Source organism: Cohnella luojiensis, from assembly GCF_004564235.1.
In the GTDB taxonomy this organism is placed as follows: domain Bacteria; phylum Bacillota; class Bacilli; order Paenibacillales; family Paenibacillaceae; genus Cohnella; species Cohnella luojiensis.
The window spans coordinates 42,285-57,331 of the sequence record NZ_SOMN01000022.1; the positions used below are offsets into that span (position 1 = coordinate 42,285).

The window sequence follows — 15,047 nt, forward strand, 5'->3', positions numbered from 1 at the left end:
GTGCAGTTTACTCGGCTTTTTGGGCTGTCTGATCGGGAAGGCTCATTAATTTGTTGAATATTTTTCGAACGCCATCGGACCAAAGCGGATCTTCCGCGTAAGTCTTGTTAAACCAACTGAAAGCGTCATGCCCTTCCGGACGGCTATCGGCCAGCTTAACGAGCAACCTTGAAGCTATTCCTACCGAGCCGTGAATATCCGTATTATATTCCATCCAACTATGACCCACGTTAAACGGATTGTTCGCGATAAGCTTTGCGTCCTTGCCCGTCTTAGGGACGAATCCTTGTTCTTGTCCGGTTATTGCGAACAACAGCAACGGATGAATGTCGTATTCGCGGGCTGCTTCCACGATAGCGTTAAAATACGGCTCTTCCGCTAACAACGAATCGCGGCTGTTTAAGTATGATTTCAATGCCCGGACATCAATCTCCGCATACTTCAACCGCGCGGGCATTCCGATATCGCGTAAAGGCTCGGCAGGCTTAACGACGACCGGAGGAGTGCTCTCTATTTGGCGTCCCGGGCTCTCCGTATTATTAATAAGGACGGCGAATCCGACTGCCCCCAACACGACAACAAGCAGTAATGCCACTATGGGTATTGAGGCGACTCGTCTATGAAATAGCTTTAGCGCAATTCCAAACCATCTCGCGACTTTATTCTCATTTATTAAATCATGTTCCGCGCTAGCCGGTAATCCCTGTACCAGAGCTACGGAGAAAGGTTTTCTTCTATCTAATCGCGTAGCTAGCTGTTCAGGACTCCATCTTCCCGGAGAACGTTCGTTAATCCAGCTTAGGATAGATCCAAGCGACTGTTCTTTCATATTAACATCTTCGATATCCAGTTCCGCGCACAGATCAAGGACGTCATCCGGTTGAATTCCCCTCTGTTCGCCAAGCAGACAGCGAGAGATCAGCTTATCGATCATTGGACTCTTCATTTCACTCGGAAGGTCGGGCAGCCTTTGCTGCAGAGTTCGGCGGATCGCGTCCGCTACGATCTCCGCTCGGCGGTGACCAGGGAGCGGCGCATATTTCGTATGCACATACCTTCGAATCGTATGAATATCCGTCGGCGAGAGCAGCGCTGCGCTTTCCATGACATCGACTCCTCCCTGTCATCCGAATACATGCCTCATCAGTTTACCATAGAGGAAAGTTTTGGGGGAAGCCTGTCCTACGAACCAGTACGCAAACGGCAATCGAGGGAAATCCGGCATATCCGTCATCTCTCGACAGTCGAGGCCGCAGCTATTATAGCCTTGTAGACTTCTTCCGATCGAATGAACGCGTTGATCTGTTCCTTTTCCCACTCCGTTAGCTGATATTCGCAATCGCAATCTTCATCCAACGTAACAAGCTGGATCGGGTGCCCCGCATGAGTGCAAATGGCCATGATCGAGAAGTCGATCAAATCGAGCGGAAGCGGCGTATCCTCTTCCGTTTCTACCTTTAGGGTCACGTCTACCCATTGCTCGTCCCGTCTCTCCGCTTCGTATTGAAAGTTCTTAAACCTTAGCTCTTTCCACTCTTCATCACCGTAACGAATCACATCGATAGCTCCTTTCGCATTCGCAAGAAAAGGCCGTCCCCGTCTATCGGAACGACCTCTTCATGGTAAACCAAAATCATTAAGGTAACAACGTGCTTCCCATGAGGAATTTATCGACTTCGCGAGCCGCTTCGCGACCTTCGTTGATCGCCCAGACGATCAAGCTTTGGCCGCGTCTCATATCGCCGGCTGCGAACACTTTGTTTACGTTAGTCGTGTATTTGCCGTATGGCGCCTTCACGTTCGTGCGACGATCCGTTTCCAATCCCAGTTGATCGATGATCGTGCGTTCCGGTCCTTCGAAGCCAACCGCTACGAGTACCAGATCCGCAGGCCATACTTTCTCCGTACCGGGAATTTCCTCGTAGATCTTGCGGCCCTGCTCGTCCACGTAACGACGGATTTGCACCGTGTGCAATTCCTTCACGTTGCCGTTCTCGTCGCCGACGAATTTCTTCGTCAGCACGGAGAAGGCGCGAGGATCTTCGCCATACAAGGCTTTCGCTTCTTCGTGCGCGTAATCCAACGTGTACACGTTCGGGTATTCCGGCCAAGGGTTGTTGATCTGATCGCGCGTCAAAGGCGCTTTGGAATGAGTACCGAATTGCGTAATGCTCTCGCAGCCGTGACGTAATGCGGTTGCCACGCAATCCGTGCCCGTATCTCCGCCGCCGATAACGATCACGTGTTTCTTGTGTCCGGAAATATAAGTGCCTTCTTGCAGTCCGTTATCCAGATAGCTCTTGATCGTACTGTTCAAGTAATCCATCGCTTGGTAAATGCCTTTAAGCTCATGGCCTTCAACGTTGCCGATCGGGCGAGCTTTCGTAGCTCCGCCGCACAATACGACGGAATCGAATTGCTCCAGCAATTCTTGCGAAGAAATATCTTTGCCGATTTCCGTATTGACGACAAACTGAACGCCTTCTGCCGCGAGAAGATCTACGCGACGTTGCACGATATCCTTCTCCAGCTTCATCGAAGGAATACCGTAGGTCAAGAGACCTCCGATACGATCCGCTCTTTCATATACAGTCACCGTATGGCCTGCTTTGTTCAATTGAGCGGCAGCTGCGAGTCCGGCAGGGCCAGATCCGACTACGGCTACCTTCTTGCCTGTACGAGTCTTAGGCGGTTGGGGAACGACCCAACCTTCTTCGAACGCGCGGTCGATAATGGCTTGTTCGATCGTCTTGATCGTTACCGCATCGCCGATCAGGCCGACGGTGCATGAGCCTTCGCAAGGTGCAGGACATACCCGTCCCGTGAACTCGGGGAAGTTATTCGTCTTGTTCAAACGTTCATAAGCTTCTCTCCAAAGTCCGCGGTAGATCAGGCTGTTCCATTCCGGAATGAGATTGTTGATCGGGCAGCCGGATACGCTTCCTCCTAGCTCGATCCCGGTATGACAATAAGGGGTGCCGCAATCCATGCAGCGCGCGCCTTGCGTGCGAAGCTGCTCTTCGGAGAACATCCGGTGGAATTCATTCCAGTCCTTGATGCGCTCCAACGGATCGCGGTCGCTTGGCAGCTCCCGTTTATATTCCATGAATCCCGTAGGTGTCGACATCTTCATTTCCCCCATCTGTCTGTATCTTCGTTAGTTCTCTAGTCCGTTAAAGCGCAAACTCGATAAAGCCTGTCGATGATAAAAAATCCTAACAAAATAACCCGCTTGCCAGAATACATTTTCCGAATATTGTTTGTACTATTTAGCGATTACACGCTCATAAATGCAGAATGCGTGCGGAAGCAGGTTTTTGTCGTCAAGAATGCCTTCCTCGCGCGAGACCTGTTTCCATTCCTCCCGGTTGAAGCTAGGAAAATAAGCATCTCCTTCGAAAGACTGTTCGATCTCCGTTAATTGCAGTCGATCCGCTGCCTCTAACGTCTGCGCGTAGATATCCGCACCGCCGATCACCATCAAAGGCTCTCCGGCGAATTTCGTTAGGGCTTCCGGAATCGTTCTTACTAATATACAGCCTTCGGGCGCTTCCGACAACGATCGCGACAAAATGACGTTCGTCCGATCCTTCAACGGTTGACCTATAGACTCGTAGGTTTTGCGCCCCATCAATACGGGTTTTCCCAGCGTGTGCTGCTTAAAATATTTCATATCGGCGGGCAAGCGCCAAATTAATTCGTTATTATCGCCTATGACTCCGTTCGAAGCCACGGCAGCAATCAAAGTTACGGTCATTTTCGGCTTCCTCTTCCGGTTGGCAATATGCGTTTTAAATATCATACCATACCCTCAAGTCGCTGCCTACCCGAGCGCGAAAGGTTTACGTTCTGTCAAATTCAAGCATCTCCGGTCGTATCCTGTTTCGAGGATCCGAACATTTTAGGTCCGCGGGGCGACGTTGACTGATTATCCGGTTCCAGCGTTACGCCGACGGCGTCCATTTCGGGTATTCCTTCCTGCAATGGCAGGGTCATAATACCGATGCCCGACTCGCCGACCGTGAAAGTTCCAGCGCTAGTTCTTTGCCCATCCTTCAACAGCCACACCTGATAAGCTTCGCCGTCTTTCGTCTGCGGCGTTCCGAATACGTAGATGACCAGCTGATCTTGATCTTTCGAACGCACGAGACACGCGACGCCATAAGCGCGCGGACTATCCTCGAACTTGCCGTTGCTTTTCACGGCGCTGAGATGGAACAAGGTCTCTATGCTATCAGGGGTTTGAGCGGATGATTCCTTCATGGTCGATAACGGTTGCAAATTGCCAAGCAGCCACCCCGACAGGAACACAATCAATAAAATAGCGATCCCCATAGCCCTTTTTTTCACATTTCGGAATCGTGGCTTGCGCGGCCCCTTCCCTGCCGCCACCGACGAAAGGGATTCCCTTGCGACAATAGAGCCCATGACATCATCCTTCAAATCCGTCGGCAGTTCAATGATCTCCGCATCGTCCGCCAGACGATCCCAAACTTGGTGCCATAGGACCGCTTCCTCCTGGCATGAAGAACAGGCAACCAGATGCTTCTCGAATCTCTTCCGCTCCATGTCCGAACCCTCGCCCGTTAAATATTCGATTAACCCTTCGCAGGGTGACGTTTCCCGGTCGTTCATGCTAAAGCTCCCCTCTTAAACCCTGAAGATGCCGCCGAAGCGTCTTAAGCGCTTGATGCAGCCGATTTTTGACCGTGCCGACAGGTTCTCCGCCCATCTTCGCGATCTCTTGAAGCGTGTAGCCTTTCCAATACAGTAATTCTATTACTCTTTGTTGTGGCGGACTTAACCGCCTGGAAGCCGTTGCAATGACCTCCTGCCGGTCATTCCGCATAAGAATCGATTCCGGATCGTCATCGGAAACCGAGTTGCCAGGATTATCTTCCAATTGATCTATAGAAACCATGGATTGATGCCTTCTCTCGCGCCTTAAGACATCGATGGATATATTCCTTGTCATGGTAATCAACCAGCTCGAGAATGCGCCTTTACCTGAATCAAACTCCGCTTTCGTCGTCCATAAGCGCAAGAAAACAAGCTGCACGACCTCGCGCGCCATCGTCTCGTTCCCGCATACGCGGAAGGCGAAGGAATAGACGATTCGCGCGTGCCGGTCGTACAACTGCTCGATCGCGTCTTTGCGTCCATCACGGACTTGTCGTATCAATTCTCCGTCGGACAGATTAGGCATTGGGGTATACTCCTCAAACAGGCGGGTGGAGTTATTCCTCCACCCGCCTTCGACTATTTGTCTTCTACGATAATCGTTCCGGTCATGCCGGGATGCGGCGCGCAATAATAAGTGAAGGTCCCCGATTCATCGAATTTCACTTCTTTCGAGACGTCTTTACCGAACAAGCCGGTATCGAATTCATCGCCGTCGGCCGTTGCAGTATGATTGACTTTGTCTCTGTTAATGAACGTTACCGTGGTTCCTTTGCTAATCGTCAGCTCGGCCGGAGAAAACGCGAAATCCTTGATCTCGATCACGACTTCTTTGTCCTCTTTCTCCGGTTCTTCCGATGGCGATTCCGAAGCTTCGCTCTCGCTTGGAGCGGGGCTAGCAGATGGGGAATCGGATTCGGAAGCGCTAGGCTTAGATGAAGGTGTATCACCGGAAGGCTCCGTGGACTCGTGCTCGTGAGACGCTGACTCTGACTCGGACGCCGAGGCGTTTGGCGACGGAGATTCGCTCTCCTCCTCCGCCTCCGAAGGCTCCACGCTTGCTTCAACTAAAGCGGATGGCGCCTCGGTCTCGGAAGCAGAAGCAGAAGCCGTTGGAGAATCCGAAGCGGAAGAAGGTTCCGATTTACCGCATGCTGCTAAAGCAATCAATATGAAAACGAACATCATCGTGTGTAAAAGTTGCTTGTGTCGGTAACTCATTGGACAATGATCTTCCCCTTCATGAAGGATTTATGAGGATCGCAATAATAGTCGTACGTGCCGGGTTTATCCAGCTTGATCGTCGCGGATTGCCCCATTTCGAGCAGTTCCGTCTTGAACGATCCGTCTTCCGCAACCGCATTATGCTTCATTTCGTCCCTATTGATGAATTCGATCGTAGTCCCTGCTTTAACCGTAAGCGTAGGTCCGAACGAATAGTCCTTGATCTCGATCGTCACTTTTTCGGCTGCCGGAGCCGGCGTTGTTTTTCCCGCAGTCGTTCCCGTGAAGACAGCCGGGTTCACGACGAACCATACTTCTCCGACCGATTGTCCTTTCAGATCCCCGCGCTTCGCATCCTGGAAGAAATAATAAAGCGGGTAGCCCTTGAACGTAGTCTGCTTCGTTCCGTCCGTTCTCGTGATTTCTCCGAAGTCCTCTGCCTTCAACCCCTTAGGAATGACGACGGAATCCGCATGAAAGGCTGGCCATTTCGCCAAGCAATCTCCCTCGCATACGCTCTTGCCCATAGGGTCTTTGTCAAAATAATACAGGCTAACGCCGGAGCTGTCGACCAAATAATTCCCTAGCTTCGCATCCGTGCCGAGACCGATCGTATAAAACGGTTGTTTGATAAGGAACCAGACGCTGTTCGCGCCTTCCCCGTTCACGTCTCCCGCTTTTACATCTTTAAGGAAATAATAGAGCGGCCAGCCTTGGTATGTCAGTTGCTTCGCTCCGTCGGAACGGGTAACCGCGCCAAAATCCTTGGCATCCATTCCTTCCGGAATCACCAACTGTTCGGAGTAAAATACCGGCCAATTCGTTAGGCAAGCTCCTTGGCAAGTGCTGAGATCGGCCATGTCCTTGGTAAATAAATAGAGCGCCATGCCCTTTCCGTCCGTCAAATAGGATGCACCGTCTGAAGTTTTATGGATATCGATCCTTTGACCGTCCAATAGCTTCCCATTTTCCGCGGAAATTACCTTGCTCTCGATAAGCCCTTGCAATAAGGTTGTCGTTCCGCCATTAGGCGTCGCCTGAAGCGTCTCCGTCAATGCAATCGCGAGATCGCGGTTTGTAAAAGGCGTTGCATCCGCAGCGCGAAATAGTCCTTTCTCCGAGGCAAAAGCTAACGAGTCCTTATAAGCGAAGTCCGTTCCTGAGCGATAACCCAACGATTCCAGCATGACCTTATAAAGCTGTTGACTTGTTACGGTGGCTGATGGCTCGAAGTTGCCCGTTCCCGTTCCACCCCAACCGTACTCCGGATGGTTTTTGAGATAGGCAAGCACGGGTTGGCTCGCCTTGCCGGCTTTGGCCGCATCCGCAAAATTAACCATACCGGTGTAGCTAAGCGCTTCTTGTTCCTTGCCGATAAGCCTCAATAGCAGTATAGCCGCCTGAAGCCTAGTCGTTGTTTTCATTAAGTACGATTCCGTTACGCCTTGGCCGTCTCCCTTAAGGACGCCTAGCTTAGTTACCGCCTCCGCGGCTGTCGTCGCCTGAACGGCAGGTGCCGCTACTACCGGTGTTGCTTGGTCCTCCGCGATTGCCGCCATTGGCATTAAGGCAAACATCAACGCCAATCCAAACGACACCAACCTTAGACTACTTTTATTCATCCGCAATCTTTCCCCTTTCCAGAATAGGATCATCATCCTAGCTAACGGAAGGATTCGAAATACGGTTTGAACGAAATTTCTCTTTTCGAAAATAAAAAAAACCGCTCCCCATCCGTATCCGGACGATAGAAGCGATCTCTGCACATTTGTTTATACGGCTACGGGCGCCTTAATAGCAGCATGGTACTCATACCCCGCGAACTCGAAATCCTCGAACTTATAGTCGAAAATAGAATCCGGCTTGCGTAAAATGTTGAGCTTCGGCAACGGCAGCGGTTCTCTAGTCAATTGAAGCTTCACCTGCTCCAGATGATTGCTGTAAATATGAACGTCTCCACCGGACCATATGAATTCTCCGACCTCGAGATCGCACTGCTGGGCGATCATATGGGTCAACAGCGCGTAAGAAGCGATATTAAACGGCAAACCTAGGAAAGTATCGACCGAACGCATCGTGAGCATGCAAGATAATTTCCCTTGGGCTACGTAAAATTGGAACACGAAATGGCAAGGAGGAAGCTTCATCTCGTCGATGACAGAGACGTTCCAAGCGCTGACGAGATGCCTGCGCGAGTCGGGATTGGTTTTAATCCCGTCGACCACCTGTTGAATCTGATCGATCGTACGGCCATCCGGGGTCTCCCATGCGCGCCATTGAGAGCCGTAGACGGGGCCTAAGTCCCCGTTCTCGTCCGCCCACTCGTCCCAGATTCTTACCCCGTGCTCTTTCAGATAATGAATATTCGTATCGCCTCTCAGGAACCACAGGAGCTCATGGACGACCGACTTCAGATGAATCCGCTTGGTCGTGACCAATGGAAAGCCTTCCGACAAATCGAATCTCAGCTGCCTGCCGAACACGGATAAGGTTCCTGTCCCGGTTCTGTCCCCTTTAACGGACCCGTTCTCTAATACTTCCTCCAGCAAATCTAAATAATTACGCAACGAGTACACACCTCGACGAAAGTTTTTGTTGTTTATTGTATCATCCGGCTTGTCACTCTGTCGATGAATACCGTTCGGATCGGCGTTTTTTGCGTAAATCGTAGCGATCGGGCGCGCTGTCGTACAATCTCTGTTCGGCTTCGTTCTCCGGGATGACAGGCGGCACGGCGATCGGCTTTCCGTTCTCGTCCACGGCGACGAAGGTGGAGAATGCGGTGCAGGTCACTCTGCGGTCGCCGGTAAAAAGATTCTCCGCCCTGACCACTACGTACACTTCCATAGAGGAGCGATGGGTCGAGGTCACGAACGCTTCTAACTCAACCGCTTCTCCCAATCGGATCGGAGTGAGAAAATCCAGACTGTCCGTCGAAGCCGTAACCACGGGCTTGCTGCAATGCCGCATGGCGGCAATGGCCGAAATCTTGTCGATGTATTTCATCAGAGTACCGCCGAACATCGTACCATGGTGATTCGTATCCGTCGGAAACACGAGCTCCGTCATGATGGAGCGGGACCTGCTTATCGGCCTTGCTTCTAAGTCCATTAGTTACGCTCCTTTGTTCTTATTAAATAAACCTTCATGAAGACTAATCACGAATTCTCGCGTAGCCCTCATGAAGGTTTTATTCTTTATCTCTTTAAGATTTAGGAGCGAGCGTGTGGATCGGGTGGCCCATAGCGAGCTCGGCCGCGTCCATCGTGATTTCCGCTAACGTCGGATGCGCGTGAATCGTAAGCGCGATATCCTCGATCGTAGCGCCCATCTCGATAGCCAAACCGATCTCCGCGATCATATTGGACGCCTCTACGCCGGCGATTTGCGCGCCGAGCACGAGTCCGTTGTCCACGTCGTGGATGAGTTTCAGGAAGCCGTCTGCTCCTTGCAGCGTGACCGCTCGGCCATTTCCGCCGAACGGGAACTTGCTGGACTTCACGTTATGGCCTTTTTCCTTCGCTTCCTTCTCCGTGTAACCGACGCTTGCGCATTCCGGATCGGAGAAAGCGACTGCCGGAATACATTTATAATCCACTTTCGAAGGCATTCCCGCAATGGCTTCCGCAGCGACTTTTGCTTCGTAGGAAGCTTTGTGCGCAAGCGCGGCGCCAGGAACGATGTCCCCGATCGCGAAGATGTGCTTGATGTTCGTGCGGCATTGGTCATCGACTTCGATAAGTCCGCGTTCGCCGACCTTAACGCCGATCAGGTCAAGTCCCAGCTCTCCATCCGTATTCGGACGGCGACCAACGGTTACGAGCAAGTAATCGGCCGTAACCGTCTTCTGCTCGCCACCGACTTCGTACGTTACGGTAACGTCTTTGTCGGTTTGTTCCGCGCCTTTGGCTAACGCGCCATTAACGATGTCTACGTTGGATTTCTTCAACTTCTTCACGACGAGCTGGCTCATGTCTTTGTCGAAGCCCGGAAGAATGGTGTCCGCGCCTTCAAGCACGGTGACTTTCGTTCCGAATTTCGCGTACATTTGGCCAAGCTCGATGCCGATATATCCGCCGCCGATTACGATTAGGCTCTTCGGCAATTCAGGTAGAGACAACGCTTCGGTGGAGGACAGAATACGTCCGCCGAACGGGAACGGCTTCAATTCGATCGGACGGGAGCCCGTCGCGATAATACAGTTCTTGAACCGGTAACGCGGAGCTTCTTGATCGTTGAACAACCGCGCTTCGTTCTCGTTGATGAACATCACTTCACCCTGGAACATTTGCACCTTGTTCGCTTTGAGCAGCATTTCCACGCCGCCCGTCATTTTATCAACGACGGATGTTTTATACTCCTGCACTTTACCGAAATTTACGCCGATGTTATCCGCGGACAAACCGTAATCCGATGCGTGCTGCATGGACTCGAAATGATGGGCGGCGTTAATCAACGCTTTGGAAGGAATACATCCTACGTTCAAGCAGACGCCGCCGAATTTGGCTTTGTCCGCGATAATAACTTTCTGGCCCAATTGCGCGGCACGGATAGCGGCTACGTAACCGCCAGGTCCGGCGCCTACGACGAGCAAGTCGATATCTAGAGAAGCGTCTCCTACGACCATGGATTACACCTCCATAACAAGCAGCTCAGGATCGCTAAGCAGCTGTTTAATGTAGTTTAGGAAATTCTGCGCGGTTGCGCCGTCGATAATGCGGTGATCAAAGCTTAGAGACAGAGCCATAACAGGCGCGATAACGATCTCGCCGTTTCTGACGACGGCTTTCTCGGTAATTCGGCCGGTTCCAAGGATAGCTACTTCAGGGAAGTTGATAACCGGCGTGAAGAACATGCCTCCGGCTGAGCCGATATTCGTGATCGAGATCGTGCTGCCTTTCATTTCGTTCGCCGACAATTTACCGTCGCGAGCACGAGTGGCAAGATCGCGAATTTCATTTGCAATGGACCATACGTTCTTACGGTCCGCATCGAAAACTACCGGAACGACCAAACCGTTATCCGTATCCGTAGCGATACCGACATTGTAGTATTTCTTGTAGACTATTTCGTTAGCTGCCTCGTCGATCATCGCGTTAAGAGGCGGGAATTCGCGGCTAGCGGCCACGAGGGCTTTCACGATAAACGGCAAGTAAGTCAGCTTAACGCCTTTCTTCTCCGCCACGGGCTTAGCTTTCGTGCGAAGAGCGACAAGCGCGGTCACGTCCACTTCATCCATCAGCGTAACATGCGGTGCCGTGTAGACGGATTTAACCATCGCGTTCGCGATTGCTTTGCGAATTCCTTTGAATGGAACTCTTTCTTCGACGCCAGGACCGCTTACGGTTGCTTTTGGCGCCGAAGCCGCACTTGGAGCAGCCGCAGCCGTAGGTGCGTCGGCCGTTGGAGCAGCCGCAGCTGCGGGAGCTCCGCCGGATGTAAATCCGAGCACGTCTTCGCGGGTAATGCGGCCGTTCTTGCCGCTGCCAGATACCTCGGCGATGGTTACGCCCTTCTCGCGAGCGAACTTGCGAACGCTCGGCGTCGCTAGCACTAATCCGCCGGATACTGGCTTAGCGGCAGCAGGAGCAGCCTGTGCCGGAGCAGCAGGAGCCGCTTCAGCCGCAGGTTGTTGCGCCGGCTCGCCTTTCGTTTCCGCGCCGCCGGTCGCGCTATTGCCGCTGGCGGCTGGCGCATCATGGCTTTCCGCCGATGGTCCTTGATCCGGAACTTCGCCTTCCGCCTCGATAATCGCAACGACTTCGCCTACATGCATAACCTGTCCGTCTTTGGCGCGCACTTCAACGACTTTGCCGTTTACCGGACATGGAACCTCGACGATCGCTTTATCGTTCTGGACTTCCATAATAATATCTTCGTCTGTTACCGTCTGGCCCGGCGCGATATGCATTTTAACGATTTCGCCTTCATGCAGCCCTTCGCCGAGCTCTGGGAACCGATATTCAAATCTCGTCACCTGGAAACCTCCTCAATTAGAACTGAAGCACCTGATTTACGGATTTCACGATGCGCGCGACGGAAGGAAGCCAAGCATCTTCCACTTGCGCGAACGGATATACCGTATCTGGACCTGCGACGCGAAGCACGGGAGCTTCCAAGTGCAAGATTGCTTTTTCGTTGATTTGGGCTATGATCTCCGCAGCCGCGCCGGAAGTTTTCTGCGCTTCCTGAACGACGATCGCCCGGTTCGTCTTCTGGATCGATGCCACTATGGTGTCGATATCGAGCGGCAACAGCGTGCGCAAGTCGATAACCTCCGCCGAGATACCGCTCTTCTCTAGCTCTTCCGCCGCTTTAACGGACGTATGCACCATCAAGCCGTAAGAGAGAATCGTAACGTCCTTGCCTTCGCGAACCACTTTGGCTTTCCCGATCGGTACCGTATAGTCGTCCTCCGGCACTTCATCGCGGAAAGCATGGTACAGGTTCAAATGCTCCATGAAGAATACGGGATCATTATCGCGAATAGCCGAGATCATAAGACCTTTGGCATCGTATGGGTTAGAAGGAATGACGACTTTGATTCCCGGAGTCTGGATTGCTAAGCCTTCCAAGGAATCGGTATGCAGTTCCGCCGCTTTCACGCCGCCGCCGAACGGTGTGCGGAAAACGATCGGAGCATGGTAACGGCCGCCGGAACGATAACGCATCCGAGCCGCTTGAACGAACATTTGATCCAATGCTTCGTAGATAAAACCTACGAATTGTATTTCCGCAATCGGACGGAACCCTTGCGTTCCTAGTCCGACCGCAAGGCCGCCGATCGCGGATTCGGCCAGAGGCGTATCGAATACGCGCGTATCGCCGAACTCCGCTTGCAAACCTTCCGTCGCGCGGAATACTCCGCCTACTTTGCCGACGTCTTCGCCGAAAAGAATGACGTTAGGATCGCGTTTCAGCTCAACGCGCATTGCGTCGCGAATCGCTTCTTTCATATTCATTTGAGCCATGCTGTTAAACTCTCCCCGCTAAGAGCGATCTGATGCGTTAGCGATGGTATATCGCCCGCCAGTCGTCTCGAATTTTTATTGGAAATCAGCTTTTTGCTCTTCAAGATAAGCTGGAGTCGTTTCGAACATCGAGTCGATCAATCCGGCTACGGTCATCTTCTCCGTTTGCTCCGCTTTCTTGATATGCTCGTTAACCGCGTTTTTCGCTTCTTCTTTCACGCGAGCCGTATCTTCTTCGTTCCAAAGCCCCTTTTTCTCCAAAAACTTGCCGAAGCGAACAAGCGGATCCCTCAAGTTCCACTCTTGCTCTTCTTCTTTCGTACGGTATTTCGTTGTGTCATCGGCCATGGAATGCGGACGGAAGCGGTAAGTCAATGCTTCGATCAACGTGGCGCCTCCTCCATTACGGCCGACTTCTGCCGCTTCTTGAACCGCCGAGATGACCGCGAGCACATCCATTCCGTCGATCTGTTGACCGCGAATACCTGTTGCAAGCGCCTTGTGAGCGATGGATTGGGCAGCGGTTTGTTTGGCGAAAGGAGTCGTAATCGCATAGCCGTTATTTTGTACGAAATAGATAACGGGCAACTTGAAAGAGCCGGCGAAGTTCATGCCTTCGTAGAAATCCCCTTCGGAAGATCCGCCGTCTCCCGTATAGGTAATAGCAACGCGTTTCTCGCCTTTAAGCTTGAAGCCCATGGCAATGCCGGTTGCGTGCAGAATTTGCGCGCCGATAATGATTTGCGGCATCAGAACGTTAACGCCCTCCGGAATCTGTCCGCCATGCTGGTGTCCGCGGGAATACAAGAAAGCTTGGTAGAGCGGAAGACCGTGCCACACAAGCTGCGGCATGTCGCGATAGCCCGGGCAGATAAAATCTTCTTTAAGCAAAGCGTACTCGCTTCCGACCATTGTCGCTTCTTGTCCGGATACCGGAGCATAGAAACCTAGGCGGCCTTGACGACCCAAATTAACGGCCCGGTCATCCCATGTGCGGGTAAAGACCATGCGGTACATGATTTCTTTCAATTGATCGTCGGACAGTTTTGGCATGCGTTCCGGATTGACGACTTCGCCATCGGGAGACAATACTTGCAAAGGAGTAACATCTTCGGACCTTACTTCGTGCGATTGCGCGCCGGTTTTGATTACCGGAGCTTCAGTGGATACTTTGCTCATAGGGTTCACCTCATCTTTAATTGTGGAAGAGGGCTTTCTGTTATAGAATTATTATATCCCTGTTTAAGTGGTTTGGTCAAAGAAAAACTCTAAAAATCCTTTGTTTATATAGCTTTTGACCTATTCATGTTTATATAACAGGATCGATAATATTATGTAACAATGTAATACACTCCCTTATGTTTTACCTTCAATTGGTTTGCCCATGCCTGTCCTATCCCATACCTATCAAGGAGGTTTGTTCCATGAGCGACAACCCGTTATTCAAGAGAACGATACATAAGCATGAGGTGCCGAGCCGCTTCCTTCCGGAAGGAAGCCGTTCAATCCGCGTTTATTTGCCCCCCGGCTTTCAGCAATGGATCAGTTATCCTGTCGTTTATTGTCAGGACGGGGAGGATTTTTTCAATTTCGGCCGGATTGCCACCCATTCCCAGAGATTGATCTTGGAAGAAGGTTGGGATCCGTTCATTATCGTCGGCGTCGACGTGGATAAGAAACTGCGGACTTCCGAATATACGCCCGATGGGGATCGTTACTCTTTATATACCCGTTTTTTCGCGGAAGAATTAATCCCTTGGGTAGAATCCCAATATCCTGTCAGGGACGTGCCGGATCAACGTATACTCGCAGGGGATTCGCTAGGCGGTGCTATATCGTTGTCTCTTGCTCTCTTATACCCTTCGCTCTTTAATCGGATAATCTCTTTGTCAGGAGCCTATTACGATAGTTATGTCGCGCAAATTCGTCATTCCGCTTCGCTGGATCATCTCAAACTCTGGATGTGCGTGGGACTTCAGGAGAATGCGTTCGCAACGGATCGGGGAACTTTCGATTTTGTGGAATTAAACCGTTCGGCGGTTCGACTGCTTGAGGAAAAAGGCGCTAAACTTCGTTACGTGGAAAAAGACGGGGAACACAAGTGGGGATTCTGGCAACAGGAGATTCCGGAGGCGCTGGGGACGTTCTTGGGACCAGCGCCTTTGGAGTAAG

General features: G+C 51.7%; 15 protein-coding genes. 1 reads left to right on the top strand and 14 read right to left on the bottom strand.

Features of this window, described 5'->3' with window-relative positions:
* Positions 1-7 precede the first annotated feature (7 nt).
* From E2980_RS15170 to pdhA, 14 genes are all read right to left on the bottom strand, one after another.
* Positions 8-1,105, bottom strand: coding sequence for a glucosaminidase domain-containing protein (locus E2980_RS15170; protein WP_135153026.1), 1,098 nt, complete (start codon positions 1,103-1,105; stop codon positions 8-10).
* Between the two features lie 125 nt (positions 1,106-1,230).
* Positions 1,231-1,557, bottom strand: a complete 327-nt coding sequence (locus E2980_RS15175) for a hypothetical protein (protein WP_135153027.1) — start codon at positions 1,555-1,557, stop codon at positions 1,231-1,233.
* A 79-nt stretch (positions 1,558-1,636) separates the two neighbouring features.
* Positions 1,637-3,127 (bottom strand): glutamate synthase subunit beta, encoded by a 1,491-nt coding sequence (locus E2980_RS15180; protein WP_135153028.1) that lies wholly within the window; start codon positions 3,125-3,127, stop codon positions 1,637-1,639.
* A 138-nt stretch (positions 3,128-3,265) separates the two neighbouring features.
* Positions 3,266-3,757, bottom strand: a complete 492-nt coding sequence (locus E2980_RS15185; protein ID WP_135153029.1) for a dihydrofolate reductase — start codon at positions 3,755-3,757, stop codon at positions 3,266-3,268.
* Positions 3,758-3,858: 101 nt separating this feature from the next.
* Positions 3,859-4,635, bottom strand: a complete 777-nt coding sequence (locus E2980_RS15190; protein WP_135153030.1) for an anti-sigma factor — start codon at positions 4,633-4,635, stop codon at positions 3,859-3,861.
* 1 nt (position 4,636) lies between these two features.
* A complete protein-coding gene (locus E2980_RS15195; protein WP_135153031.1) occupies positions 4,637-5,206 on the bottom strand; it encodes an RNA polymerase sigma factor in 570 nt (189 codons plus the stop codon).
* A gap of 53 nt (positions 5,207-5,259) precedes the next feature.
* On the bottom strand, positions 5,260-5,901 hold the full coding sequence (locus E2980_RS15200; RefSeq protein WP_205699981.1) for a cupredoxin domain-containing protein: 642 nt from the start codon (positions 5,899-5,901) through the stop codon (positions 5,260-5,262).
* Positions 5,898-7,526, bottom strand: coding sequence for a plastocyanin/azurin family copper-binding protein (locus tag E2980_RS15205; RefSeq protein WP_167747143.1), 1,629 nt, complete (start codon positions 7,524-7,526; stop codon positions 5,898-5,900). Before E2980_RS15205 ends, E2980_RS15200 begins: the two co-directional genes overlap by 4 nt.
* A gap of 150 nt (positions 7,527-7,676) precedes the next feature.
* Positions 7,677-8,471, bottom strand: a complete 795-nt coding sequence (gene thyA, locus E2980_RS15210) for a thymidylate synthase (RefSeq protein ID WP_135153033.1) — start codon at positions 8,469-8,471, stop codon at positions 7,677-7,679.
* 52 nt (positions 8,472-8,523) lie between these two features.
* Positions 8,524-9,015 carry an acyl-CoA thioesterase gene (locus E2980_RS15215; RefSeq protein ID WP_135153034.1) on the bottom strand — a complete coding sequence of 164 codons (492 nt, stop codon included), beginning with the start codon at positions 9,013-9,015 and terminating at the stop codon, positions 8,524-8,526.
* 94 nt (positions 9,016-9,109) lie between these two features.
* A complete protein-coding gene (gene lpdA, locus E2980_RS15220) occupies positions 9,110-10,531 on the bottom strand; it encodes a dihydrolipoyl dehydrogenase (protein WP_135153035.1) in 1,422 nt (473 codons plus the stop codon).
* Between the two features lie 3 nt (positions 10,532-10,534).
* On the bottom strand, positions 10,535-11,881 hold the full coding sequence (locus tag E2980_RS15225) for a dihydrolipoamide acetyltransferase family protein (RefSeq protein ID WP_135153036.1): 1,347 nt from the start codon (positions 11,879-11,881) through the stop codon (positions 10,535-10,537).
* Between the two features lie 16 nt (positions 11,882-11,897).
* Positions 11,898-12,875, bottom strand: coding sequence for an alpha-ketoacid dehydrogenase subunit beta (locus E2980_RS15230; protein ID WP_135153037.1), 978 nt, complete (start codon positions 12,873-12,875; stop codon positions 11,898-11,900).
* Between the two features lie 75 nt (positions 12,876-12,950).
* Positions 12,951-14,054 (bottom strand): pyruvate dehydrogenase (acetyl-transferring) E1 component subunit alpha, encoded by a 1,104-nt coding sequence (pdhA, locus tag E2980_RS15235; protein ID WP_135153038.1) that lies wholly within the window; start codon positions 14,052-14,054, stop codon positions 12,951-12,953.
* A 245-nt stretch (positions 14,055-14,299) separates the two neighbouring features.
* Between pdhA and E2980_RS15240 the strand changes: the two genes are divergently transcribed.
* Complete coding sequence (locus E2980_RS15240) at positions 14,300-15,046, top strand: alpha/beta hydrolase (RefSeq protein WP_135153039.1); 747 nt, start codon at positions 14,300-14,302, stop codon at positions 15,044-15,046.
* Position 15,047: the final 1 nt, after the last annotated feature.

What these genes read in the sequence shown, in the direction of transcription:
- E2980_RS15170 (WP_135153026.1), bottom strand. Translation starts at nt 1,105, where the DNA reads ATGGAAAGCGCAGCGCTGCTCTCGCCGACGGATATTCATACGATTCGA.
- E2980_RS15180 (WP_135153028.1), bottom strand. Translation starts at nt 3,127, where the DNA reads ATGTCGACACCTACGGGATTCATGGAATATAAACGGGAGCTGCCAAGC.
- E2980_RS15185 (WP_135153029.1), bottom strand. Translation starts at nt 3,757, where the DNA reads ATGACCGTAACTTTGATTGCTGCCGTGGCTTCGAACGGAGTCATAGGC.
- E2980_RS15190 (WP_135153030.1), bottom strand. Translation starts at nt 4,635, where the DNA reads ATGAACGACCGGGAAACGTCACCCTGCGAAGGGTTAATCGAATATTTA.
- E2980_RS15195 (WP_135153031.1), bottom strand. Translation starts at nt 5,206, where the DNA reads ATGCCTAATCTGTCCGACGGAGAATTGATACGACAAGTCCGTGATGGA.
- E2980_RS15200 (WP_205699981.1), bottom strand. Translation starts at nt 5,901, where the DNA reads ATGAGTTACCGACACAAGCAACTTTTACACACGATGATGTTCGTTTTC.
- E2980_RS15205 (WP_167747143.1), bottom strand. Translation starts at nt 7,526, where the DNA reads ATGAATAAAAGTAGTCTAAGGTTGGTGTCGTTTGGATTGGCGTTGATG.
- E2980_RS15215 (WP_135153034.1), bottom strand. Translation starts at nt 9,015, where the DNA reads ATGGACTTAGAAGCAAGGCCGATAAGCAGGTCCCGCTCCATCATGACG.
- lpdA (WP_135153035.1), bottom strand. Translation starts at nt 10,531, where the DNA reads ATGGTCGTAGGAGACGCTTCTCTAGATATCGACTTGCTCGTCGTAGGC.
- E2980_RS15230 (WP_135153037.1), bottom strand. Translation starts at nt 12,875, where the DNA reads ATGGCTCAAATGAATATGAAAGAAGCGATTCGCGACGCAATGCGCGTT.
- pdhA (WP_135153038.1), bottom strand. Translation starts at nt 14,054, where the DNA reads ATGAGCAAAGTATCCACTGAAGCTCCGGTAATCAAAACCGGCGCGCAA.
- E2980_RS15240 (WP_135153039.1), top strand. Translation starts at nt 14,300, where the DNA reads ATGAGCGACAACCCGTTATTCAAGAGAACGATACATAAGCATGAGGTG.